The 23,440-nt window shown below is 69.4% G+C and carries 27 protein-coding genes; 7 read left to right on the top strand and 20 right to left on the bottom strand.

Annotation, left to right across the window (positions count from 1 at the left end; genetic code table 11):
- Positions 1-36: 36 nt before the first annotated feature.
- The 4 genes from LPA44_RS00370 to LPA44_RS00355 form a co-directional block, all read right to left on the bottom strand.
- On the bottom strand, positions 37-1,722 hold the full coding sequence (locus tag LPA44_RS00370; RefSeq protein WP_230887621.1) for an acyl-CoA mutase large subunit family protein: 1,686 nt from the start codon (positions 1,720-1,722) through the stop codon (positions 37-39).
- A gap of 54 nt (positions 1,723-1,776) precedes the next feature.
- On the bottom strand, positions 1,777-2,352 hold the full coding sequence (locus LPA44_RS00365; protein WP_230887620.1) for a GNAT family N-acetyltransferase: 576 nt from the start codon (positions 2,350-2,352) through the stop codon (positions 1,777-1,779).
- A 265-nt stretch (positions 2,353-2,617) separates the two neighbouring features.
- Positions 2,618-3,280 (bottom strand): PGF-CTERM sorting domain-containing protein, encoded by a 663-nt coding sequence (locus tag LPA44_RS00360; RefSeq protein WP_230887619.1) that lies wholly within the window; start codon positions 3,278-3,280, stop codon positions 2,618-2,620.
- A gap of 32 nt (positions 3,281-3,312) precedes the next feature.
- On the bottom strand, positions 3,313-4,506 hold the full coding sequence (locus tag LPA44_RS00355) for a LolA family protein (RefSeq protein WP_230887618.1): 1,194 nt from the start codon (positions 4,504-4,506) through the stop codon (positions 3,313-3,315).
- 136 nt (positions 4,507-4,642) lie between these two features.
- Here LPA44_RS00355 and LPA44_RS00350 point away from each other — a divergent pair, with 136 nt between their 5' ends.
- Positions 4,643-6,607: an AMP-binding protein gene (locus LPA44_RS00350; protein ID WP_230887617.1), complete on the top strand. Its 1,965-nt coding sequence runs from the start codon at positions 4,643-4,645 to the stop codon at positions 6,605-6,607.
- Here the strand turns inward: LPA44_RS00350 and LPA44_RS00345 are convergent, their stop codons facing one another.
- The 6 genes from LPA44_RS00345 to LPA44_RS00320 form a co-directional block, all read right to left on the bottom strand.
- Positions 6,608-6,988, bottom strand: a complete 381-nt coding sequence (locus tag LPA44_RS00345) for a hypothetical protein (protein ID WP_230887616.1) — start codon at positions 6,986-6,988, stop codon at positions 6,608-6,610. It abuts the gene before it with no gap.
- A 33-nt stretch (positions 6,989-7,021) separates the two neighbouring features.
- A complete protein-coding gene (locus tag LPA44_RS00340) occupies positions 7,022-7,588 on the bottom strand; it encodes a GNAT family N-acetyltransferase (RefSeq protein ID WP_230887615.1) in 567 nt (188 codons plus the stop codon).
- Positions 7,588-8,154, bottom strand: coding sequence for a GNAT family N-acetyltransferase (locus LPA44_RS00335; protein WP_230887614.1), 567 nt, complete (start codon positions 8,152-8,154; stop codon positions 7,588-7,590). Before LPA44_RS00335 ends, LPA44_RS00340 begins: the two co-directional genes overlap by 1 nt.
- A complete protein-coding gene (locus tag LPA44_RS00330) occupies positions 8,154-8,318 on the bottom strand; it encodes a hypothetical protein (RefSeq protein WP_230887613.1) in 165 nt (54 codons plus the stop codon). The genes LPA44_RS00335 and LPA44_RS00330 overlap by 1 nt, the downstream gene beginning before the upstream one ends.
- A gap of 67 nt (positions 8,319-8,385) precedes the next feature.
- The gene (locus LPA44_RS00325; RefSeq protein WP_230887612.1) at positions 8,386-9,069 is read right to left on the bottom strand and encodes a hypothetical protein; all 684 of its coding nucleotides are present in this window, start codon (positions 9,067-9,069) and stop codon (positions 8,386-8,388) included.
- A 40-nt stretch (positions 9,070-9,109) separates the two neighbouring features.
- Positions 9,110-10,159 (bottom strand): squalene/phytoene synthase family protein, encoded by a 1,050-nt coding sequence (locus tag LPA44_RS00320; protein WP_230887611.1) that lies wholly within the window; start codon positions 10,157-10,159, stop codon positions 9,110-9,112.
- A gap of 215 nt (positions 10,160-10,374) precedes the next feature.
- Between LPA44_RS00320 and LPA44_RS00315 the strand changes: the two genes are divergently transcribed.
- Positions 10,375-11,529: an acyl-CoA dehydrogenase gene (locus LPA44_RS00315; RefSeq protein WP_230887610.1), complete on the top strand. Its 1,155-nt coding sequence runs from the start codon at positions 10,375-10,377 to the stop codon at positions 11,527-11,529.
- Here the strand turns inward: LPA44_RS00315 and LPA44_RS00310 are convergent, their stop codons facing one another.
- The 3 genes from LPA44_RS00310 to LPA44_RS00300 all read right to left on the bottom strand — a co-directional run bounded on the left by LPA44_RS00310 (position 11,530) and on the right by LPA44_RS00300 (position 13,887).
- On the bottom strand, positions 11,530-12,732 hold the full coding sequence (locus LPA44_RS00310; RefSeq protein ID WP_230887609.1) for a DUF418 domain-containing protein: 1,203 nt from the start codon (positions 12,730-12,732) through the stop codon (positions 11,530-11,532). It abuts the gene before it with no gap.
- Between the two features lie 113 nt (positions 12,733-12,845).
- Positions 12,846-13,160 carry an AzlD family protein gene (locus LPA44_RS00305; protein WP_230887608.1) on the bottom strand — a complete coding sequence of 105 codons (315 nt, stop codon included), beginning with the start codon at positions 13,158-13,160 and terminating at the stop codon, positions 12,846-12,848.
- Positions 13,153-13,887 carry an AzlC family ABC transporter permease gene (locus tag LPA44_RS00300; protein ID WP_230887607.1) on the bottom strand — a complete coding sequence of 245 codons (735 nt, stop codon included), beginning with the start codon at positions 13,885-13,887 and terminating at the stop codon, positions 13,153-13,155. Before LPA44_RS00300 ends, LPA44_RS00305 begins: the two co-directional genes overlap by 8 nt.
- A 148-nt stretch (positions 13,888-14,035) precedes the next feature.
- Here LPA44_RS00300 and LPA44_RS00295 point away from each other — a divergent pair, with 148 nt between their 5' ends.
- Genes LPA44_RS00295 through LPA44_RS00285 form a run of 3 tightly spaced genes read left to right on the top strand, consistent with a single transcriptional unit; the run spans position 14,036 to position 15,917 of the window.
- Positions 14,036-14,311, top strand: a complete 276-nt coding sequence (locus LPA44_RS00295) for a DUF7111 family protein (RefSeq protein WP_230887606.1) — start codon at positions 14,036-14,038, stop codon at positions 14,309-14,311.
- 47 nt (positions 14,312-14,358) lie between these two features.
- Complete coding sequence (locus tag LPA44_RS00290) at positions 14,359-15,528, top strand: thiolase domain-containing protein (protein WP_230887605.1); 1,170 nt, start codon at positions 14,359-14,361, stop codon at positions 15,526-15,528.
- Entirely contained in the window at positions 15,525-15,917 is a 393-nt protein-coding gene (locus LPA44_RS00285) for a Zn-ribbon domain-containing OB-fold protein (protein ID WP_230887604.1), read from the top strand. Before LPA44_RS00290 ends, LPA44_RS00285 begins: the two co-directional genes overlap by 4 nt.
- Here the strand turns inward: LPA44_RS00285 and LPA44_RS00280 are convergent.
- The 3 genes from LPA44_RS00280 to LPA44_RS00270 are packed head-to-tail and all read right to left on the bottom strand — an operon-like array spanning position 15,894 to position 18,271.
- Positions 15,894-16,829, bottom strand: coding sequence for an alpha/beta fold hydrolase (locus LPA44_RS00280; protein ID WP_230887603.1), 936 nt, complete (start codon positions 16,827-16,829; stop codon positions 15,894-15,896). The two genes, LPA44_RS00285 and LPA44_RS00280, sit on opposite strands and share 24 nt — an antisense overlap.
- Positions 16,830-16,872: 43 nt before the next feature.
- Positions 16,873-17,853: a methylmalonyl Co-A mutase-associated GTPase MeaB gene (meaB, locus tag LPA44_RS00275; protein WP_230887602.1), complete on the bottom strand. Its 981-nt coding sequence runs from the start codon at positions 17,851-17,853 to the stop codon at positions 16,873-16,875.
- A 1-nt stretch (position 17,854) separates the two neighbouring features.
- Positions 17,855-18,271, bottom strand: a complete 417-nt coding sequence (locus LPA44_RS00270) for a cobalamin B12-binding domain-containing protein (RefSeq protein WP_230887601.1) — start codon at positions 18,269-18,271, stop codon at positions 17,855-17,857.
- A gap of 130 nt (positions 18,272-18,401) precedes the next feature.
- Here LPA44_RS00270 and LPA44_RS00265 point away from each other — a divergent pair, with 130 nt between their 5' ends.
- A complete protein-coding gene (locus LPA44_RS00265) occupies positions 18,402-19,004 on the top strand; it encodes a DUF420 domain-containing protein (RefSeq protein WP_230887600.1) in 603 nt (200 codons plus the stop codon).
- 231 nt (positions 19,005-19,235) lie between these two features.
- A complete protein-coding gene (locus tag LPA44_RS00260) occupies positions 19,236-19,643 on the top strand; it encodes a hypothetical protein (RefSeq protein ID WP_230887599.1) in 408 nt (135 codons plus the stop codon).
- A gap of 6 nt (positions 19,644-19,649) precedes the next feature.
- Here the strand turns inward: LPA44_RS00260 and LPA44_RS00255 are convergent, their stop codons facing one another.
- From LPA44_RS00255 to cyoE, 4 genes are read right to left on the bottom strand one after another with little or no spacing between them, the layout of a single operon-like run.
- Positions 19,650-20,393, bottom strand: coding sequence for an ABC transporter permease (locus tag LPA44_RS00255; protein WP_230887598.1), 744 nt, complete (start codon positions 20,391-20,393; stop codon positions 19,650-19,652).
- Positions 20,390-21,298, bottom strand: coding sequence for an ABC transporter ATP-binding protein (locus LPA44_RS00250; protein WP_230887597.1), 909 nt, complete (start codon positions 21,296-21,298; stop codon positions 20,390-20,392). The genes LPA44_RS00255 and LPA44_RS00250 overlap by 4 nt, the downstream gene beginning before the upstream one ends.
- A gap of 49 nt (positions 21,299-21,347) precedes the next feature.
- A complete protein-coding gene (locus LPA44_RS00245; protein ID WP_230887596.1) occupies positions 21,348-22,004 on the bottom strand; it encodes a DUF7546 family protein in 657 nt (218 codons plus the stop codon).
- The gene (gene cyoE, locus LPA44_RS00240) at positions 22,005-23,330 is read right to left on the bottom strand and encodes a heme o synthase (RefSeq protein ID WP_230887938.1); all 1,326 of its coding nucleotides are present in this window, start codon (positions 23,328-23,330) and stop codon (positions 22,005-22,007) included.
- Positions 23,331-23,440 lie beyond the last annotated feature (110 nt).

Raw genomic sequence — 23,440 nt, 5'->3', positions numbered from 1 at the left:
CCATAATACGGGGCGTCGCGGCGACGCCGGCCGCGTCTACAGCGCGGCGCCGGGCTGGTGCTCGCCGAAGACGCCCCGGAGCGCGTTACAGATTTCGCCGACGCTGGCGTACGCCTTCACTGCGTCCACGATGTACGGCATCACGTTCTCCTCGCCCGCCGCGGCGTCCTTCAGGTCGGCGAGCGCCGCCTCGACGGCCTCCTCGTCGCGGTCGGCTTTGACGGACTCGACTTGCTCGACTTTCTGCCGCTCATCCTCGGCGGTGACCTCCTCGATGTCGACCTCGGGTTCGTCCTCCTCGACCTCGAACTCGTTGACGCCGACGATGATGCGCTCGCCGTCCTCGATCTCCTGCTGGCGCTCGAACGCCACGTCCTGAATCTGGCGCTGCACCCACTGGTCCTCGACAGCCTGGCGCATCCCGCCGCGGTCGTCCACGTCGTCGAGAATCTCGCGGGCTTCGGCCTCGACCTCGTCGGTGAGGTTCTCGACGTAGTAACTCCCCGCGAGCGGGTCGATGGTGTCTGCGGCGCCGGACTCGTGGGCGAGAATCTGCTGGGTCCGGAGCGCCGTCCGGACAGACTCCTCGGTGGGAATCGAGAGCGCCTCGTCTTTCCCGTTCGTGTGGAGGCTCTGCGTGCCGCCGAGCACCGCGGCGAGCGCCTGGTAGCCGACGCGCACGATGTTGTTGTCGATTTGCTGGGCGGTCAGCATCGACCCCGCGGTCTGCGTGTGGAACTTCAACTGCTTGCTCTTGGGGTCGGTGGCGTCGAAGCGCTCCTCCATAATCGACGCCCACATGCGGCGCGCGGCGCGGAACTTCGCCACCTCCTCGAAGATGTTGTTGTGGGCGTTGAAGAAAAACGAGAGTTGGGGCGCGAACTCGTCGACATCCAAGCCAGCATCAAGGGCTGTTTGGACGTATTCGATGCCGTCACCGAGCGTGAACGCAATCTCCTGGGCCGCGGTCGCACCCGCCTCCCGGATGTGGTAGCCCGAAATCGAGATGGTGTTGAACTTCGGCGTCTCCGCTGCGCAGTACTCGAAGATGTCCGTGATGATGCGCATCGAGGGTTCCGGCGGGAAGATGTAGGTGTTGCGCGCGATGTACTCTTTGAGAATGTCGTTCTGGATGGTGCCGCGCAATTCGGAGCGGTCGACGCCCTGCTGGTCGCCGACCGCGATGTACATCGCCAAGAGGACGCTGGCGGGGGCGTTGATGGTCATCGAGGTCGACACCTCGTCCAGCGGGATGCCGTCGAAGACCTTCTCGAAGTCGCGGAGCGTGTCGATGGCGACGCCGGACTTGCCGACTTCGCCTTGGGCCATGGTGGCGTCGGAGTCGTAGCCCATCTGGGTGGGGAGGTCGAATGCCATCGAGAGGCCGGTCTGGCCCTGGTCGAGGAGGTAGTGGAAGCGCTCGTTGGTCTCCTCGGGCGTGCCGAAGCCGGCGTACTGGCGCATCGTCCACAGCCGCCCCCGGTACATCGTCGGATAGACGCCGCGCGTGTACGGGTCCTCGCCGGGGAAGCCAAGGTCTTCCTCGTAGTCGAGGTCCGCGACGTCGTCGGGCGTGTAGAGCGGGTCGACGGACTGCCCGCCGGTGTCGGTTTGGAACTCGTCCTTGCGCTCCCCGAACCGGTCGAGCGTCGGCGAAAGGGAGTCTTCCTCCCACTCCTCGCGGGACTCGCGAATCGCTGCGAGGTCCTCGTCGTCGAACATGATTGGAGCGAGGCGGGACTGTGCCTTAGTTCGTGCGCTCCCCGAAGCCCTCCGTCACCCGCCCGTGTCGTACTTGTACGTCGCCGAGTCCGAGTCGATGCCGAAGTCCTCGGCGGACTCCTCGGGTTCGGACTCCTCGTCGCTCTCGCGCTCGGTGAAGCGCTTCCGGAGGCGCTCGGGAATCTCGAAGTCCGCGAAGTCCAGGCGGACCGGCACCGCGTCGGGCTGGTACTCGCGGGTGGCGTCCAGCCGGTCCGGGAGCGGCTCGGGCAGGGAGTCCGCGGGCACGCGCTGGAAGCCGAACTGCGCGAGGTACTCGGGCTCGTCCGTGAGCGCGTACGCCGTCTCAAAGCCCTGGTCGCGGGCGTCCTCCACGAGGTGCTCGAGGAGGTGTGCGCCGACGCCGCGGCTGCGCCAGTCCTCGAGCACGCCGATGTTCGTGAATTCGCAGACCTGCTCGTCGTCGACGGAGTGCACGCGGAGGCGCGCGAACCCCGCGCGCTCGTTGGTCTGCTCGTCGATGGCGAGCACGTAGTCCCGCGAGCGGAACGCCGGGTCCTCGAACCCGAACTCGTCGAGGCGGTCGAGCAACCACACCTCCTCGTGTTTCTTCGCGTCGCGGGCGTACATACTCCTCCCTTGGACGCCCCTCGGAAAAGCGTTTGCGGGGCCGTCGGGATACTGTTTAGTTACGGAGGGGACAGGACGGGAGAATGGTTACAACGTCTTCTTCGAAAGCCCCCTCCCGCTCGCGGGCTGCGCCTCGCTGTGCTCCTCGGCCTTCGGCCTGCGGTGCTTACGTCGGCTCGCTCCGCGAGCGGTCGGCCCCTTTCGATTCCCACCCGATAGCGGTTCCCCGGCCGGCTTTCGCTCGACTAAACATGGCCGCTGTCGGTCACCGACGCGACAGCACGCCGGCGGCGAGCGTGACTGCGAGCAGCGCCACGACGACACCGAACCCGGGAACGCTCGTCTCCGTCGTGGTTGTCGTTGTCCCATTCTCGGCCGAGTCGCTGGTCGTCGGCGTCTGTGTGCGCGCTGTGGTCGTGTTCTCGGAGACCGACGCGCCGAACGCCTCCGCGAGCCGGGTCGCGTTCGGCTCGGTGGCGGTGGCGAGCAACAGCTGCGGGCCGTCCGTGAGCGCGCCACCCTCGATGGCGTCCGCCAGCGACGGCGAGAGCGCCGCCGCGTAGACGACGTCGCCGTCGAGGACGGTGAGCAGGCAGTACCCCTCGTCGTTCCGCTCCGCGCCGTCGGCCGGACAGTTCCCGGTGGCGTCGTCGGACGTGAATCCGGCGTCGACGAGTGTGTCGGTGAACGACTGCACGCCCGCGTCGGTCAGCGTGACCGTAACTCCCGGCTGTCCGTGCTGGGTCGTCGTCGGTTCGGCCGAGGCGACGTCCTCGGCGGTCACGACCGGCGTTTCGGTCATCGAACCGTTCTCCGCCGGATAGCGCGCGACCAGGCTGGCGTCGGCGTCCGCAGCCGCGCCGCTACCGGCGACGACGCCGGTGACGATGCTGGCGAGGACCAGGGCTGTGAGGAGGGCTCGGGTCACTCGCGGACGTTCGCAGCCACTCGACTAAAATATCACGCCGACGACCCTTCGCAGGCGACCGAGCGCGCGACCTCCACGAGCACCGACGCGGGCACGTCCTGCCCGCGAACCGTGTACCGGTACTCCTCGCAGTTCCACGACACCGACGCCGTGGGGCCGTACGTCACCGCGGCGTCGGTGTCGCCGACCGAGACCGTGCGGTCGCCGTCCGCGGGGAACGTCCGGTTGTACTTCGCGACCGTGATGCGTCCGGTCTCGTTGACGTACCGGAGGCCGACGCCGTGCATGTCGCCGGTCGTCTCGGAGGTGTACGTCGGGCGGAACGACGCCGGGAGTTCCGGGGAGGGAACGGAGACGTTCGTCGCCTCACGGAGCGCCGCCGCGCTCTCGTAGGTCGTCGTCTCCGGCGTGTCGACGTGCTCGACAGTCGCGTTCGCCGGCGGCTCGAACGCGAACGCGTCCGCGGTCAGCCCGGGGTCGAAGGAGACGTTCGTGTACGTCGTGCGCACGGAGACGCGTGTCCCGTCGTCGACCCACTCGGTGCGCTGTTCCAGCACGAAGAACCGCTGCGTGTCCACCAGTAGCGTCTGCTCGTAGGCCGCGCCGTCGGTCTGCGGCGCGACGTGGAGGACGTACACCTCGCGGTCGCCGACTGTCGTCGTGCCGCGGTACTCGACGCCGAGCGCCGTGTCGGTGGACGCGTTCGGCTCGCTTGCGGCGTCCGGAACGACGGGCAGCGGCGCGACTTCTGGCCCGGACGCGCTCGTGGACTCGTCGCTCTGCGTGACGTTCAGTGCAGTGAACAGCCGCTCGATGCGGTCGGCGCGACTGGTTGCGTCGTTCGGCGTCGGCGAGAAGGGCACGCGCTTCGCACGATTCGCGTCGCCGTCGTAGAACCACATCGTCGACCCGTTTGACACCGTCACCTCGTAGCGCTTGCTCTCGTTCACGACCACCTCGCGGCGTTGGTCCGTTCCGGGCCGGAGCGCCACCTCGGCGATCGTTCGGCTCGTGCGGCTCCCGCGCTCGACGACCGTCGTCTCCGTCGCGGTGACGCCGTCGATGCTGGCGTACTGCTCGCTGGCGTCCGTGCCGATTGGCTGGCTGGTGGCTTCGGGCGCGGCGACCAACCACAGCGCGCCGGCGACGACCACGGCGGCGACGGCGGCGACCACCACTACCGTGGTGACGCCCCCGCGGTCGGTGGAGGGACCGCTCGGCATCATTTATTAACCGAACGAACGGTGGATATTTTAATAACGTTTTTGATGCGTCTACGGCCACACATCCGACGCTCTCGGCGTCAGCCCGCGCGCCGGGGACTGCGAAACACCTTTGACGGGAACGCAAGAGTTGCCACGTATGGACACCCTCGACGAAGTGGACGAGATCGTCCACCGACCCGACGACGAGTTCGTCGAGTCCACGAACGTCTGGCAGTTCATGCAGACGTACGCCATTGCGGACTACGACGAACTCGTCGAGCGCACCACCTCGGACCTCGACTGGTTCTGGGGGGAGCTCCCGGGCTACCTCGGATTGGAGTTCTACGAGGGCTTCGACGAGGTCCGGGACGACTCCGAGGGCCCGCAATTCACGGAATGGTATCCGGGCGCGAAACTCAACGTCGCGCACAACACCGTCGACCGCCACGCCGCCGTCGACTCGGGCACCCGCAACCACGTCGCCTGCATCTGGGAGGGCGAGGACGGCGAGGTCCGCCAGCAGACCTACCACGACCTCCACCGGCAGGCCAATCAGGTCGCGAACGCGCTGACCGAGCGCGGCGTCGGCGAGGGCGACACGGTCGGCCTCTACATGCCGATGGTGCCGGAGGTCCAGAGCATCCTCTACGGCATCTTCAAGGTCGGCGCTATCGCCGTTCCCATCTTCTCCGGGTTCGGCGTCGACGCCACCGCCACCCGGATTTCGGACGCGGAGTGCTCGGTGCTGTTCACCGGGGACGGCTTCTACCGCCGCGGCGACGAAATCACGCTCAAGGAGACCGCCGACGAGGCCATCAAACAAGCCGGCCACGTCGAACACACCATCGTCTACGATAGACTAGGCGCGGACATTCCGTGGGACGACGACCGCGACGAGTGGTGGAGCGAGGCCGTCGAGACGCAGCTCGACGACTTCGAGACGCGCGAGATGAACGCCAGCGACCCCTGCATGCTCCTGTACTCGTCGGGGACGACGGGGAAGCCGAAGGGTATCGTCCACACGCACGCGGGCACGCTCGTCCAGCCCGCCAAGGAGATTCACTTCGGCTTCGACCAGCAGCCCGGCGACCGCTTCTTCTGGGTCAGCGACATCGGCTGGATGATGGGCCCCTGGACGCTCGTCGGCAACCACGCGTTCGGCGGCACCATCGTGATGTACGAGGGCGCGCCCGACCACCCCGAGCCCGACCGCTTCTGGGAGATGATAGACCGCCATGGCGTCACCCAATTCGGCATCTCGCCGACCGCGATTCGCGCGCTCCGGAAATACGGCGACGAGTGGCTGGAGGACCACGACCTCTCGAGTTTGCGCCTGCTGGGGTCGACGGGCGAGCCGTGGGACCCCGAGAGCTGGGAGTGGTTCTACGAGCACGTCGGCAACGGCGAAGCACCCATCATCAACATCTCCGGCGGTACCGAGGTGTTCGGCTGCTTCCTCATGCCGATGCCCATCCAACCCCTCAAGCCCTGCACGCTCGGCGGCCCCGGGCTCGGGATGGACATCGACGTCGTCGACGAGGACGGCAACTCCATCAAGGACGCCCACGAGCGTGGCTACCTCGTCGCGCGCTCCTCGAACCCCGCGATGACCAAGTCCCTGTGGAGCGGCGACGAGCGCTACCTTGAGGAGTACTGGTCGCGCTTCGAGGACGTCTGGAACCACGGCGACTGGGCGCAGGTCGACGAGGACGGCTTCTGGTTCCTGCACGGCCGCGCGGACGACGCCATCAACGTCGCCGGCCGGAAGGTCGGCCCCGCCGAAGTGGAGGGCGCGCTCATCGACCACGACGCCGTCAACCAGGCCGCCGCGGTCGGCGTCCCCGACGACACCACGGGCGAGGCCGTCGTCGCGTACGTGATTCTGGAGGACGACGTCGAACCCAGCGACGACCTCCGTGCGGAACTCCGCGAGCAGGTCGGCGCCGAATTGGGCAAGCCGTTCCGCCCGCGCGAGGTGCTGTTCGTCGACGAGTTCCCGAAGACCCAGTCCGGGAAAATCGTCCGCCGCGCCATTGAGGGCGCGTACACCGACGAGGACATCGGCGACCGCTCCAGCATCGAGAACCCCGACGCCATCGACGCAATCGAGAACGCCCAGTAGTCAGAGGTCGGCCAGCAGCCCCGCGGGGCGCAGCGTCTCCCCGTACTTCTCGAAGTCCTCGCGGTGGAGCCACGCCAGCCGCATCGTCTCCCCGGTCTCGGGGTCGTAGACCGTAATTCCGGTCTCGTCGTACAGCCAGTTCTGGTCGGCGCTCGCCTCGAAGACGCGCACGCCGTCGTACTCGCCCAATTCGGTCACCCACGAGAGGTCCACGCCGAGCGTCTCCCGGAACGCCACACGGACGGCCTCCTCGGAGGACTCGTCTGGTTCGACCTCACGGCCGAACGGCCGGTAGACCCGACCCTCGTCGGGGTCGACGACCTCCTCGACGAACAGTTCGTCGAGCTCCCGAATCAGACAACGCGCGGTCGTCTCGGTCACTGCCGGCACCGACCGAGCACGCGCAAAAAAGAATTACTGTTCAGCCCACTCGCGGCGCAGCAGGTCGTAGCGCACCTCGTCGTAGTAGTCGCCGTCGATGTACCGGGACTCGCGGCGGCGCGCGACCTGCGTGAACCCCATCGCCTCCAGCAGCCCGCGGGAGGCGTCGTTGAACTCGTAGGCGCCCGCGGTGATGCCGTGGACGTCGTAGTTCTCGAAGACGTAGTCGATACCCGTCTCGGCCACGTCGCGGCCGTAGCCCTCGCCGTGGTACTCGGGGAGCAGCCAGTAGGACAGCCACACGCGGTCGCCGTCCACGTGGCGCGCGTTGAAACTCCCGATGGGCGTGGTCTCCTCCTCGTCGGGGTGGCCGCGAGGCGCGTCTTCCTCATCGTCGCACGCGACGAACGTCACAGTGCCCTCGCTCTCTATCCACTCCTCCATGCCCTCCTCCTGCTGGGCGCGCGAGCGGTGGTGAATCGAGCCCAGCGAGTAGCGAATGCGGGGGTCCGTGCAGGAGCGCTGGATGAACGCCGCGTCGTCGCGTTCGACGGTGCGGAACGTGACGCGCTCGCCCTCGGTAACGACTGGCCCGGGCATTATCGGTCCTCCCACTCCTCGCGGAGCAAGCCGTACTCGATGGCGTCCTGGTACTCGCCCTCCGCAAACCACACCTCGCGGCCGCGGCCCTCGTCGGCGAAGCCGACAGTCTCGAACGCGGCCCGCGTGTAGTCGTCACCCTCGAGCACTTCCGCGCCGACCGTGTGGGCGTCGTACGTCCGGAACAGCCCCTTCAGCGCGAGGTCGACTGCGGCAGCGCCGTAGCCCTCGCCACGGTGCTCCTCGGGCACCCAAAGCACGAGGCCCGGACGGTCGCGGTCGACGTGGCTCGCGAACACGAACGCTACCGGCGTCGTTTCCTCGTCGTCCGGGTGGTCGTAGGGCGCGTCGTCCTCGTCCACGCACGCGAGGTAGGCCGCGTTGGAGTCGTCCTCGACTTCCTCCTCGACGAACTCCTCGACCTCCGCCTCGCTCTTGTGGCCGCCCGCGTGGAGGCCGAGGCGCGCGTACGGGTCCGTGAACAGCCGCTGGAGGAACGCCGCGTCCTCGCGCTCGACGGTCCGCAGGACGAGGTCGTCGCCGACTTCGAGTATCGGCCCGGGCATCACTCGCTCATCACGTCGCCGCTCGATTCGCTGCCGCTCGCTCCCGCTGTTCGATGCGTGCCGCACTGGGTGCCTCCGTCGCCCTCGGGGGCGCCGTCGGCGCGCTCGGACTCGGCCGCGCCCGTGGAGGCTCGGCCACCCCAGCTGATTACTGCATCTGGCATGTGTCCCCCATTTCACCCCCGGGTAATAGCGGTTCCGCGAGATTGGTACTCATTCACGGACGGTCGCCTACGGCGCGGCGTCGCCCGGCGCGACCACGCGGTCCTCGGGCGCGTCACCCGTCGCGACCGCGACCGTCCCCGCGCCCCCGGCGGGCGGCAGCACTATCGACGCACCCGCGAGCAACGGCGCGAGCACGCCCGCGACAATCGTCCCCGGCTCCGCGAACGGCGCGCGCACTGCGACCCGGTCGTCCGCGTCGTACTGCTCGGCGACCCGCTGCGCCGCGTCGACCGCTTCGCCGTGCGTGACGCCGGCGAGCAGTTCGGTCTCCGGCGTGACCGACGGCTCCGGGAACGTCGGGTTCTCGCTCCACACGTCGCGCTCGAAGTACATCCACGACGGGTCGGCGGGCGGCTCCCCCCAGCCGACGCGCTGGCCGCCCGGCGGCAGGTCGTACTCGCCGAGTTCCGCAGTCGGCCCCGCGAGCACGCGCGCCTCGACGACGCGGTCCGGGCCGAACTCAACGGTCGCGCCCAGCAGCGCCGCGCCGAGGAACGTCTGCAGCGCGGCGGGCGCGGGCACGTCCAGAATCGCGACGCCGGCTTCCTCGCGGACGCCGCAGTGCCGCAGCGCGTTCCCGGTCTTGTACGTCTGCGACCGGAACTCGCGGGCGTCGTGGACGCGGTCGGCGCGCACGACTGGTCGGTCCGGGTCGTCGAGGCTCGCGACGACGTCGGCGACTGTCTCCATGAGAAGCAGTGGCGTCGGCAGCGACTAACGCGTTCCGGGTTCAGGCCAGCGACTGGCTCGCGATGCGCTCGCGCAGGCGGTCCAGCGCCGCCCGGTCGAAGTCGTCCGTAACGCGCGTCAGCACCGCGTGCACCTCCGCGCGCGAGACCTTCACGTCGCCGTCCACGACGACGTCTCCGGGTCGGTCGCGGAGCTCCCGCATCGTCCCGACCGCCAGCAGGTACGGTACCGTCCACGCCGCCAGCGTGTTCCCGCTGGTCGTCGGCATCGCCTCCAGCCACCGCTGTGCGCCGTCCGCGTACCCCCGTGCGCGGTCGACGACGCGCTCGACGACGCTCCCAACGCCGTCCGCGTTCGACGGGTCCGCCACCGCGTCCGGGTCGACGCCCGCCTCGTCCAGCCACGACGCCGGCAGGTAGACGTTGTTCTCCTCGTGGTAGTCCGGCCGGACGTCCTTCGCGACGTTCACGAGCTGGAGGAGCAGCGCGAACGAGCGCGCGTGTTCGCGCATTGTCGCCGCCTCCTCGCGAGCCGCGTCCGCGGCCAGTAGTTCCGTGACGAGTTCCCCCACCGTCCCCGCCACGTACCAGCAGTACTCTTCGAGTTCCTCCACGGACTGGATGCGGAGACCGCCGTCCTCGGCGTACCGCTCCACGAACGACGCCATCCCGGTCGTCATCTCGCGGACGGTCGGCCGAATCGCCGTCTGCGCGTCGGCGTCGAGGCTCTCGAACGCCCGCAGGACTCGGTCCGCCTCCGCGACGACCGTCCAGTCGGCGTCCAGTTCGGCCGGCAGGTGTGGCTCCACGTCCGCCAGGAACGCCGCGACGTCCGTCTCGTCGCCGGGGTCGAGCACGCGGTCGTACGTCCGCAGGAGCGCGGCCTGCTCGGCGGGCGGTATCGACGTGGCGTCCTCGACGGTGTCCGCCACGCGGCACAACAAGTAGCCGACGCAGATGCGCGTCGCCATCGGCTCCTCGAGCGCGTCGATAGTCAACGCGAACGTGCGGGAGACGTTCTGCACGGCGTCGTGGCACCACGCGCGCTCGTCGGCCGCGGGCTGGGGGGACTGTGGGTGGCCTCCGACCATCGCTATACCCCCGTTACGGGGACCACGCGCAAAAAGGGACGGGGGACGGTTCGGCGAACCGACGGATTCCCAGCCGCGATGCTCGTGGAATGGTCAGGGACTCTCGGCCACGCCGCTCGCGACTCACGATGTTCACCGCTCGACGTTCCGTGCCCTCGCGTTGCTCGGGCACGCCGGGGAGAAAAGTAAAGACCCACCACTCGGACGTTCCACGCATGGACTTCAGCCTCAGCGACGAACAGCGCCAAATCAAGGAGATGGTCTCTGACTTCGTCGACGAGGAAGTGATTCCGCGTGCGGACGACATCGACCACGACGACGAGTTCCCGCGGGACCTCATCGACGAGATGAGCGACCTCGGCCTGATGGGGATGCCGTTCCTCGAGGAGTACGACGGCGCGGGCCTGGACTACCACTCGTACGCCATCGCGCTCGAAGAACTCTCCCGGGGCAGTGGCGGACTCGGCACGGTCGTCGCGGCGCACACGAGCCTCGCGGGGAACATGCTCTACCAGTACGGCGACGACGACCAGAAGTCCGAGTACCTCGCGGCGATGAACCGCGGCGACGACATCGGCGCGTTCGCGCTCTCGGAGGCGGGCGCGGGCTCGGACGTCCCCTCGATGGAGACCACCGCCGAACGTGCCAGCGGGCACGCAGGCGACGAGTACGTCATCGACGGCGAGAAGCTCTGGATTTCGAACGGGAGCGTCGCCGACACGATTGTGCTGTTCGCGAAGACCGATCCCGACGCCGGCCACCGCGGCATCTCGTCGTTCGTCGTGCGCCCGGACGAGGACGACGGCTTCCACGTCGAAGGCACGGAGGACAAACTCGGCGACAAGGGCTGTCCGACCGCGGAACTGCGCTTCGACGACATGCGAATCCCTGCAGACCGCCTTCTCGGCGAAGAGGGCGAGGGCTTCCAGCAGGCGCTCGAAACGCTCAACGGCGGCCGCATCACTATCGCCGCGCGCTCCATCGGGCTGGCTCGCGCAGCCCTCGACGACAGCCTGACGTACGCGCAGGCTCGCGAACAGTTCGACCAGCCCATCAGCGACTTCCAGGCGATTCAGCACAAACTCGCGGACATGGACACGAAGATTCAGTCCGCGAAACTGCTGATGCACCGCGCCGCGGACAAGAAGATGCGCGGCGAGGACTTCATCAAGGACGCCGCGCAGGCCAAACTGTACGCCTCCGAAATCTCTCGGGAGGTCACCAACGAGGGCATCCAGATCCACGGCGGCTACGGCTACACGAAGGACTTCGCCGTGGAGCGCTACTACCGGGACGCGAAACTCAACGAAATCTACGAGGGCACCAGCGAAGTGCTCCGAAACACCATCGCGCAGCGGCTGTTGAAGTAGTCAGTCACTTCTGAGCGGCTGGCGCTCGCTGTACGTGAGCGTGCGCCAGAGCCACTCCATCGGCCCGAAGCGGAACCGTCGCAGCCAGAGCATCGAGAGGGCGGCCTGCACGACCCAGATTGCGGCGACGACGCCGAGCGCTTCGAATCGCGTCACGCGGCCGAACAGCCCGAGGCCGTGCCCGTAGAAAATCCACGTCGCGAGCAGGCTCTGGAGGAGGTAGTTGCTGAAGGCGGTGCGGCCGATGCCCGCCAGCGTGCGTGTCAGGACGCCGTCGGGTCGCCGGCGCGCGTACAGCATGACGAGTGCGACGTACGCACCGGCGAGCGGGAGGCTCCCCCAGTAGTTGAACTGCCGCCAGAGCAGGCCCGCGGCCGGGGTCCAGTTGCTGGCTTCGACGTACCAGACGCCGGCGAGCGCGATTGCGAGCCCGGTGGCGCCGCCGACAGCGGCGAGCCGCCGGTAGAACCGCTGCGAGCGGTCGTTCGTCAGGACGCCCCACTCGAACAGCGCCATTCCGAGCAGCATCGACCCGCTCACGCGCCAGCCCGTCGACGCGAGGTAACCCGCCGTCTGGCGCTCGAACGAGGTCGGCACGCGGTGGGCCATCTGTGCGAGCCAGCCGCTCCGGTACGTTTCGACTTCCGCGCGGAGCTCTGTCTCGGCCGGCCGCCACGTCTGCGCGAACGCCGAGAGGTCCGAGAACAGCGCGGACAGCACTTCTGTCGCGGACGGCACGAGGAGCAGCCCGAGCCCGAGCACTGCCTGCCGGCGCACCGTCTCGTGGCGCGCGGAGACGACCCAGAGTGCGGTGACGCCGTACGCGACGAGCACGTCGCCGTACCACAGCAGGTAGGCGTGCAGGAGGCCGAACGCGACGAGCAACACTGACCGCCGGAGGTGGAGGCCGAGCACCGGGTCGCCGCGGCGCTCGCGGTTGCGGGTGAACAGCGCGATGCCGGCGCCGAACAGCAGCGTGAACAGCGTGATGAACTTCTGCTCGACGAGCACGTGGCCGGCGAACCACGCCCAGTAGTTCGCGCCCGCGAAGTCGCCGTACGCCGTCGGATTCAACAGCACGACTTCGGGCATCGAGAACAGTCGGACGTTGACGACCAGAATCCCCAGCAGCGCGAACCCGCGGAGCGCGTCGAGGCCGACGACGCGTTCCGACGGCGGCGTTGGCCCGCCATCGCCGCTCATCGGTCGTGCTCCAACTCGCGTCTCCCGTGCCGGTCCGCCGGGTGGTCGCCCATCACTCGACTGGTTCGTTAGGGAGCCGACACAAAAGGTGTGGTGCAGGCGCCGGCCCGCGGCTACAGCACGTTCCGGACCGCGAGCACCACGGCGACGCCGACCGCCAGCGACACCAGCAGGTTCCCGGTCTTGCGCGCGACGGCGACGGTCGCGACGGCGGCGACCCACTCGGGAACCCCGCCCTCGGCGAGCGCGGGCGCGACGAACGCGACGACGACCGCGCCCGGGAGCACGTCGATGCCGGCTTCCGCGCGCTCGGTGAGGTCGACGCGCCCGAGCAGCCAGAACCCGCCCGCCTTCGTGGCGTACGTCACGGCGGCCATCGCGAGAATCACGGCGACGACGGTCGGGTCGAGGCTGAGCGCATCAATCATCGTAGGTCACCACCTCGGTCGCGGCGCCGGCGAGCGCGCCCGCGAGGATGTACCACTCGCCGGGGACGACGGCGTGCACGGCGAGCGCGGCGGTCGCTGCGACGACCCACGGTCGCAGCGACTCCTTGCCCTCCCAGAAGCCGGCGGCGAGCGTGAGGAACAGCGCCGTCGCGACGAAGTCCAGACCGTACGTTGCGGGGTCGCCGACGAGGTCGCCGGCGGTCGCGCCGACGACGGTGGAGACAATCCACAGCAGCCAGAGCACGACGCCGCTCCCGAACAGGAACGCGCCGTTGTGGCTCCCGGAGCGCAGCGTCCCGATGGACAGCGCCCAGTTCTCGTCCGCGAAGAAGAACACGCTCGTGTAGGCTCTGGGGACCGTGAGCTGCTGGAGCCACGGCCGCAGCGCCGCGCCCATCAGCACGTACCGGAGGTTCACGAGCGCGGTCGTCGCGACCACCGCGACCACGGGAATCGGGTCCGCCCACAGTTCGACGGCGACCAACTGCGCGGCGCCCGCGAGCACGGTCGCGCTCATCAGTCCGGCTTCGGCGACGCTCAATCCCGCGCGGCGCGCGACCACGCCGAAGACGACGCCGTAGCCCGCGACGCCGACCGCCACCGGGAACCCCGCGACGAACCCCTCGCGGACGCCCGCCGCGGTGAAGTCCACGGACTGCACGCTGTCGCTGTCGCTGTGCTCGGTCGTCGGTTCGCCTTCAGCCAACGCTACCCCTCCGCGTGGCGACTCGCATCAGTTCGACGCAGGCCCGCCGCGCTGAAAACGATTCGGGGACGGCGGTGCCGTCGCCCGGCTCGCCCGCGGCGAGCGCGGACCCGTCGTGTTTTTCCCCCGGCCGGCCGAATCGCCGACGATGATCGAGGAGACCGCCGAAGCCGGCGACGTCACCGCCCGCTACTACGAGACCGACACCGAGCGCGTGCTGGCGTTCGAGCGCGACGGCCGGACCGCCGCCGTCGCGCAGAACGTCGAGGGGTACGCGATGTTGAAGGTGCGCCCGACCGCGGACGGCGACGAACTAGAGCGGTACTACGGTTTCGACATGGCCCTAGACCACGCCGCGGAACTGCTCGGCGTTGCTCCGAACGACCTCCCGGTGCCGGACGCGGCTGCGGACATGGGGATGTAACCCGGGGTTCCCCACACCTTTTGACCCTACTCGAACAATCCTGTGGTATGACGAAGGTTCGCGTGGCCGGCGCCGGAATCACGAAGTTCGGCCGCCACCCCGAGCGCACGAGCCGCGACCTGTTCGCGGAGGCGGGGGCGACCGCCATCGAGGACGCTGGCGTCGCCCGCGACGACGTCGAGGGCGTCTACTACGGCAACTTCATGGGCGAGTTGAGCGAGCACCAGGGCCACCAGGGGCCGCTCGCGGCGGAGGCGCTTGGCGTGCAGGCGCCGGCGACGCGCTACGAGAGCGCCTGTGCGTCCAGCGGCGTGGCGCTCCGGCAGGCCGTCCGCGACGTCCGGAACGGCGAGGCCGACGTGCTCGTGGTCGGTGGGTCCGAGCGCATGACGAACCTCTCGACCGCGGGGTCGACGGAGGCGCTGGCCATCGCCGCGGACGAACTGTACGAGGTGCGCGCGGGCGTCACGTTCCCTGGCGCGTACGCGATGATGGCGACGGCGTACTTCGAGCAGTTCGGCGGCACGCGCGAGGACCTCGCGCACGTCGCGGTGAAGAACCACGCCAACGCCGTGGGCAACGAGCACGCGCAGTACCAGCGCGAAATCACTGTGGAGGCTGCGCTGGACTCGCCGGCGGTCGCGGACCCGCTGCACCTCTACGACGCCTGCCCCGTGACCGACGGCGCGAGCGCGGTCGTCCTCGTCAGCGAGGACTACGCAGAAACCAACGACCTCGACGCGGGCGTCGCGATTACCGGGACGGGACAGGGCGGCGACCGGATGGCGCTGCAGGACCGCGAGAACGTCGCGACCTCGCCCGCCGCCACCGAGGCCGCCGAGGAAGCCTACGCCGACGCCGGCGTCGCAGCCGACGACGTGGACCTCGCGGAGGTCCACGACTGCTTCACCATCGCGGAAGTGCTCGCGCTGGAGTCGCTGGGCTTCTTCGAGACCGGCGAGGGAATCACGGCTGCCCGTGACGGGATAACTACGCAGGACGGCGCCCTCCCCGTGAACCTCTCCGGGGGACTGAAGGCGAAGGGACACCCGGTCGGCGCGACGGGGACGAGCCAGGTCGCGGAACTCACGAAACTGCTGCGCGGCGACCACGTCAACAGCGAGCACGTTCCCGAGGCGCGCGTCGGCGTCGCGCACAACGCCGGTGGGACGGTGGCGAGTGCCGTCGTTCACGTTCTGGAGGAGGTCGCAGAATGACTGAAGACGACGAACCCGTGCGCGACGCGGGCTTCGACGAGTTCCTCGACGCGCTCGCCGACGGCGAGGGCTACTACGTGGAGTGCGCGAACGGCCACGGGAGCCTGCCGCCGCGGCGCGTCTGCCCGGAGTGCGGGAGCGCCGACCTCGACGAAACGCCACTCCCCGACTCCGGCGAGGTGGCGACGTACACGAGAGTTCACGTTCCTGCGCCGTCGTTCGCCGACGACGCACCCTACGTCACGGCCGTCGTGGACTTCGGCCCCGTACGGCTCACGGGGCAGGTGCAGGCGGACGTCGAGGACGTCGAAATCGGGCTGGACGTCGAACCCGGGTTCGGCGAGACGGAGACGCGGGGCGAGCGGTTAGTGGTCTTCGAGCCGCGGTAGGTCCTCGCGGACCGCGTCGAGGAACACCTCGGGCTGTTCTGCGTGCGGGAGGAGGCGTGTCTCGTCGACGACGACCAGCCGCGTGTCCGCGTCCTCGGCGACGTCCCGGCCGGCGGCGAGCGTCGAGATGGTGGCTTCCCGGCCCCAGACGAGCGTCACCGGGCAGTCGCGCTCGCGGAGTTCGGCACCGAGGTCGACGTCCGCGTCGAGGTAGCCGCCGACGAACGACGCGGGTGCGAACCGTGCGCCCTCTTGGTGGGCGGTCTGCCACTGGTAGTCCACGAGTCCCTCGGGGATGCGCTCGGGGTAGTAGAAGGCGTCGCGCTCGTCGAAGAACCGCAGCGACGGCTTCGCGGTCAGCGCGTCGAACGCCGCCGCGCCGAGCACGGGCGAGCGGAGGAGCGCGCGCAACCACGGTCGGCGCGGACCGGTGTCCGCGGTCGGACAGACGAGCAACAGCCCCGAGACGTCCGCCTCCCCGGCGGCAATCGCCGCCCACGCGCCCGAGAGCGAAGTTCCGAGGACGACCGGGTCGTCGGCGACCTCGGAGACGAAGTCCGCGACGAACTCCTCGTACAGCGAGGACGTGTACGCGACCGGCGGGCGGTCGGTCCGCCCGAACCCCGGCAGGTCGGGCGCAATCACGTGGTAGTCCTCGGCGAGCGCGTCGAAGACGCCCGCGAACTCGCGGCTCGACGCGGCGGCGTGAATCCCGTGCAGGCAGACCACGTCCGGGCGGTCGGGGTCGCCGGCCTCGGTGTAGGCCACGTCGAACCCACGCCACCGGTAGGTGTCCTGTGCGCCCGCGAGCGCCGGCGGCAACTCGCCGGCCTTCGCGCGGAGGCCGCGGTCGAGGAGGTCCGCGGCCGCGACGGTGCCGACGCCGCCAGCGAGGAGTCTACGAAGTCGCATGCCAGGAGGTTCAGCCGCCAGTCGCTTAGCCGTTGTGACAGAATCAGTCGCGTTGCTGGTCGAGGCAGTCCGCGAGTGGCTCGATTACGTCGTCGGCGATGTCGTACGGCGTCGTCTCGCCGGCGTCGATGCGCTCGACGAGTTCGTCGATGCCGCCGCGTGCGTCGAGTTCGTCCTCGACGAGCTCGCTCGCGTCCTCCCGCAGGAGGTTCCGTAGTTCCTCGGCGTGGCGCTGGTGGCGCTTGGCCTCGCGGCGGCCCGACTCGTCGAGCCAGTCGGCGTGGGCGTCGAGCACGTCGAGGAACTCGGTCACGCCTTCGCCGGTGTTCGCAATCGTCTCGACGACTTCGGGGTCCCAGTCCCCGGCCTCGCCCTCGCGCATCTCGAGCATGTTCTTCAGTTCGGTGACGGTCTTGTCCGAGCCGGCGAGGTCCGCCTTGTTCACGACGAAGACGTCCCCGATTTCGAGGATGCCCGCCTTCAGCATCTGGACGTCGTCGCCGGAGGAGGGCGGCACGAGCACGGCGACCGTGTCCGCAGTCTTCACGACGTCGACCTCGTTCTGTCCGGCGCCCACCGTCTCGATGATGATTTTGTCCTTCCCGAACGCGTCCAGCGCTTTGACGGCGTCCGTGGTCGCCGTCGAGAGGCCGCCGAGACTGCCGCGTGCGGACATCGACCGGAAGAATACGTCCATGTCCGTCGCGGTGGACGCCATCCGGATGCGGTCCCCGAGCACCGCGCCACCAGTGAAGGGGCTGGAGGGGTCGACGGCGATGACGCCGACGGTGAGCCCGCGGTCGCGGTACGCCTTCGCCATCTTGTCCACGAGCGTCGACTTCCCCGAGCCCGGGCTGCCCGTGATGCCGACGACGTCCGCGTTCCCCGTGTGCGGGTAGAGCGCGGCAACGAGGTCGCGGTAGCCCGGCGACCGGTTCTCGATGCGCGTGATAGTGCGCGCGAGCGCCCGGTGTTTCCCAGCGAGCAGTTCGTCCACGAGGTCGGGAGCGTCCTGGGCGGCCATCTCAGTCACGCCGCTTCACGTTCGCTCGGATGAACTCGATGGTCTCCTCCATCGGCGTCCCCGGCCCGAAGATGGCGTCCACGCCCGCCTCCTTCAGGCCCTCGCGGTCCTCGTCGGGGACGATGCCGCCGACGATGATGAGCGTGTCCTCGAAGGCGTCGTACTCCTGGAGGCCCTCGACGACTTTCGGGACGAGCGTGTTGTGCGCGCCCGAGAGAATGGAGATGCCGAGCACGTCGACGTCCTCCTGGACGGCCGCCTGCACGATCTCCTCGGGGGCCTTGTGGAGCCCGGAGTAGATGACCTCGAATCCGGCGTCGCGGAACGCCCGCGTGATGACGTGAGCGCCCCGGTCGTGGCCGTCGAGTCCGACTTTGGCCACCAGGCACCGGATGTTCCGCTGGGATTCGTGGCTCATAACCCGAATTTTGCCACATACGTGTTTCACTCTAACGGACTTCTATTACAGTTCTGCTTGCGCTACCCAAACTCCGGTTGTTCCCGCGAGAAGCGAAAGCGGGTTTGTGGCCGGGGCCGAACGTCCGCCCATGACCTCCGTCTCCGACTACGCACGAGCGAACCCGCGCCGCGTCACCGTCGTGCTCTCGGTCGTCGGCTACGCGCTCGTCGCCGCCGCCTTCTCCGGCGTCGTCCCGCTGTTCCCGCCGCTCTCGGACGAGACCGTCCTCCTGTTCTCGGACGCCATCGCCGTCGTGAACACGCTCGCGCTCACCAGCCTGCTCGTGGGTGCGGCCTTCATCAAGCGCGGCGACGTCCAGAAGCACCGCGCCGCCATGCTGACCGCGTTCGCGCTCATCTGCGTGTTCCTCGTGCTCTACCTCTGGAAAGTCGGCGGCGGCTTCGAGAAGTCCATCGTCATCGAAGAAGGCCAGTTCCTCGCCCAGTACGCCGGCGTCGTCGAACCGCTGTACCTGTTGATGCTCGCCATCCACATCGTCCTCTCCGTCGTCGCCGTCCCCGTCGTCCTCTACGCCATCACGCTCGGCCTCACGCACACCCCGGCGGAACTGCGGGAGACGAGCCACGCCAAGTACGGCCGGATTGCCGTGACGGCGTGGTCGCTGTCGCTGTTCCTCGGCGTCGTCACCTACTGGATGCTCAACCACGTCTACTCCTGGGTCCCGCGCTAGGTTCGTTTGCAGTAGTTTCGCTCTCTGTCGTCTACGCTTCCTCGAAAGCCCCGGCGGGCTCGCGGTCGCTCGCTCGCTGTGCTCCTCGTCACTCGCTGTGCTCGTTCCTGCGGTGCTTGCGTCGCGAGACGACCAGGCAAGCGCGAGCCCGCCGCCCCTTTCATTCCCTCCCGTACCGGCTGTCTAATCTGCAATAGCAGATGGGTTGAGGACGGGAGCATCGATAGCTACTTGCTCGCGGAATCGGGAGAAGACGCCAGCATGGACGCCGACGACGACGAACAGGTGTGGCGCTGCAAGGCCTGCGGGACGCGCCAGCCCGATCCCGACCCGCCCTGCGAGCGCTGCTGGAACACGACGTTCGTCGCGGGCGACGGCGCGGAGACGGTTCTCGGCTCGGCTGAATCGCAGGCGGACGCCACCGCGCTCCGCGTCGCGCAAGCGAAGACGATTGCCACGCGCACCGCCACCGTCGCTGGCGTTCTCGCGGTGCCGCTCGGCGTCGCGCAGTGGCTGCTCGCGGGCGCGCTGGCGAGTCTCGCGTTCACGCTGTGGGTCGGCGTCGCTGCCGTCGCGGTCGTGCTGTCGGTCGTCGCGGGCGCGGCCGCAGTCACCCAGCGAACCGGGTTCGTGGCGTAGTTCTTCTCACTCGGTCCACGGAATCGCGAGCGTACCGACGGCGAACGCGACGACCGCGAGCACCACGACGATGGCCGTGTTCGTCGTCACGTCGCCCCCCTGCGTGGTGGCTGCGCGGACGCCGCGCGCGAAGTACGCCAGCGGCGAGAGGTCCACGATGGGTCGGAACCACGCCGGGAACAGTTCGGGCTGGACGAACGTCTCCGAGAGGAACAGGACTGGGAGCGCGATGCCGTTGCTCGCGGCGATGGCACCGTCCTGGCCGTCCGCGTAGCTCCCGATGACCGCGCCGACGCCGCAGAACACCACGGACGTCGCGGGCACGAGCACGGCGAGCCACGGGGAGAGCGCGAACGATGCACCCGTCGCGAGCAGCGCGACCAGCAGCACCGCGGACGCGGCGGCGATGAGTGCGACGTTCACGAGCGTGTGCGCGGCGAGCCACTCCGCGCGGGTCAGCGGCGTCGTCGAGAGTTTCTCGAAGCGGTTACCCTCGCGGTGGCGCGCGACCGTGCTCCCGACGCGGGACAGCGGCGTGAACAGCACGACGGTCGCGAGGTACGCCGGCACGTAGTAGGCGGTCGGCTCCGTGAACAGCCCGCCGCTGCCCGACGTCGTGCGGACGAGCCCGGCGAAGATGACGATGAGCAACACCGGGAAGAAGAACGTGAAGAACACCGCCGTTCGACGCCGCAGGAACGTCCGGTAGGCCGCGGTCGCTTCCGCCCGGATGCGAGCCAGCCGGCTCATCGCTGCACCTCCACGCCCTCGATGTCACCGGCGAGCGCGAGGTACGCGTCCTCCAGCGTCGGCTCGCGCCACGACAGTGCTTCGAACTCGACCCCGGCGTCGTCGAGCGCCGTCACGACGTCGCCGATGGCCTCGGGTGCGACGTCCGAGAAGACGAGTCCCTCCCGCGTCACCTCGGGGTCGAACCCGGGAAGGTCGGGCGCTTCCGCTGGTTCCTCGGGGAGTTCGACGACCAGTCGCGGCTCACCGCCGTGCTCGGCGACGAGCTCTCGGGGGGTTCCCGTCGCCGCGACCCGCCCGTCCGCGAGTAGTGCGACGCGGTCCGCGAGGCGCTGTGCTTCGGCCATGTCGTGGGTCGTGAGGAAGATTGTCGTGCCCGACTCGGCGAGGTCCTCGAACACGCGCCAGAGCGCGCGCCGGCCCGCCGGGTCGACGGCGGTCGTCGGTTCGTCGAGGAACAGTACGTCCGGCGCGTTCACGAGCGCCGCGGCGACGCACGCGCGGCGCTGTTCGCCGCCCGAGAGGTCGCCGTACCACGTCTCCGTGTCGGGGTCGAGGCCGACCTCCGCGAGGACTGCCTCGGGGTCGCGGGCGTCGTCGTAGAGGCCGGCGTAGTAGCCGACGAGTTCGCCCGCGGTGAGGCGGTCCGGTGGCGCGAAGTCCTGCGGGAGGAGGCCCACGCGCTGGTCGTTGGTCTCGCTGGGCTCGTCGCCGAGCAACTCGACGCTGCCGCCGTCGGGCGTCGTCGTCCCGGTCAGACAGCGCACGAGCGTCGTCTTGCCCGCGCCGTTCGGGCCGACGAGCGCGAACACCTCGCCCTCGCCGACCGACAGCGAGACGCCGTCGACGGCGGTGGTGTCGCCGTAGGCCTTCTCGACGGCCTCGGCGACGACTACGGGAGTCATACTGTGGAGTCGGCGGGCGCGGACGTAAAGCACTGCGGAACGCGGCCGGCTACCGCGTCGGCCGCCACACGAGCAACAGGACGGAGGAGACGAACACGACCGTCGAGAGTCCGTACGGCTCGTTCTGCGCGGCGGCCGCGAGCGCGGACGCGCTGCCGAACGCACCCGTGAACACGGTCGCGGCTATCGGCCACGTGCAACTCACGCACGCGAGCAGGCCGAGCAGGCCCGCGACGCCGGTCTTCGCGGCGTCGAGGACGGTGGCGGCGACGAGGTACGCCAGCGTCGCGTAGCCGACGACCTTGAACGGGAGGAGGCTGACGGTGAGGCTCGCGCCGCTGTAGACGAATGCGGGCCCCCAGCCGGGGGAGAGCCACGAGATGCGCGCGCCGAGGCCGGCACCGTGGAACATGTAGATGCCGCCGACCCCTCCCAACAGGAGGAAGTACGCGAGCCCGACGCCGAGCGCGAGCAGGCGCTGTCGGCGGGAGGCGTCCGGGAGGTCGACCCGGGAGACGGCCCAGATGGAGGCGTTGATCCAGACGAACGGGTACGCGAGTATCACGGGGTCGGTGGGGACCGACGACGACACCGCGAAGTAGAACAGGACGGCGGCGAGTTCGCCGTTCAGCAGGAGCGCGGCGTACAGCAGCGTCTTCCGCGTGGGCTGGAACCGGCTCGGGGAGAGCGAGACTGACGCGCCCACTCAGACCACCATCGCGTCCACGACGACCGCCACCAGCAGGCAGCCGAGGTAGGCGTTCGACGCGTGGAACGCGCGCATCGCGGCGGCGCGGTCGCGCTCCCGGTGGAGGCGCATCGCGGCGTACAGGAAGACGCCGCCGAAGACGACCGTCGTCGCCGCGTATAGCACGCCGAGGCCTGCGAGCGCGGACAGCGCCACCGCGGCGACGAGCGTCGCGCCGAGGTAGTAGACAATGTGCTTGCGGGTCGTGGCTTCGCCGCTGACGACGGGCATCAGCGGGAAGCCGCCGCGCTCGTAGTCGTCCTTGTACGCGAGCGCGAGGTTGTAGAAGTGCGCGGGCGTCCACAGGAAGATGACCGTCGCGAGCGCGAGGCCCGCGACGCCCACGTCACCCGTCACCGCGGCCCAGCCGATGAGCGCGGGGAGGGCGCCCGCCGCGCCGCCGATGACGGTGCTCTGTCGGGTGTTGGGCTTCAACACGAGCGTGTACACCACCGAGTAGAACACGATGGCGGTGAACCCGAGCGCCGCGGTCAGCGGGTTCACGCTGTAGAACGCGGCCAGCGACGCCGCCGCCAGCGTCACGCCGAACGCGATGGCGTTGCGCTTCGGGATGCGGTCGGTCGCGATTGGCCGGTCGTCGGTGCGGGACATCTTCTTGTCCTTCTCGCGTTCGAGTACGTGGTTGAACGTGCCCGACGCGCCGATGGCGAGCACGCCGCCGCCGAGCGTCGCGACGACCGTCTCGGCGCGGAGGCTCGGCCCGGCGGCCAGCGCCATGCCGGCTGCGGCGACCAGGCAGAGCAGCCACATCAGGCGCGGCTTCGTCAGCCGGAAGTACGCGTACGCGGTCGCCAGCGGGCCGGTGGTCGGGACGCTGTCGTCGCCGTCGTCATCTTTCGGTTCGCCCTCCCACTCCGCCGAGGGGAGGTGGCCCGTCTGGAGTTCCAGCGTCCACGCGAGCGCGGCGACGAGGCCGGCGAAGATGAGCACGCCGAGTGCGAGGTGTGCGCCGCCGAGCGCGGCCGACGCCGGCGTCGTCGCGGTGAGCGCGCCGAGCGCGATTTGGACGGGGTAGGCGGCCAGCGCGACGGTGACCGCAGCGCGGACGCGCGTGGAGGAGTCGCGGCGCCACGCCATCACCGCGGCGGCGAGTACGAGTACGCCGGTGACGACGGCTGCGGTCCGGTGGCCCCAGACGACCGCCAGCGAGAGCGAGTCGAGGGCGTACCAGCGTCCGTCGCAGGCCGGCCACGAGCGACACGCTGCGGCCGCGTTCGTCAGCGCGGACGTCGCGCCGACGACGAGCAGGGCGTAGACGCCCATCGCGGCCGTCGCGAGCACTGCCGTGAACCGGTCGGGGATGTTTCGAGTCACGAACGTCTCTCGTCGGCTGATTACGCCGCGGCCCACTTAGCCTATCCGACTCGCCGACG

Source organism: Halobacterium sp. KA-4, assembly GCF_021028995.1.
In the GTDB taxonomy this organism is placed as follows: Archaea; Halobacteriota; Halobacteria; order Halobacteriales; family Halobacteriaceae; genus Halobacterium.
Note: the sequence above shows the minus strand (reverse complement) of the source record. Positions and strands in the feature narration are given on the sequence as shown.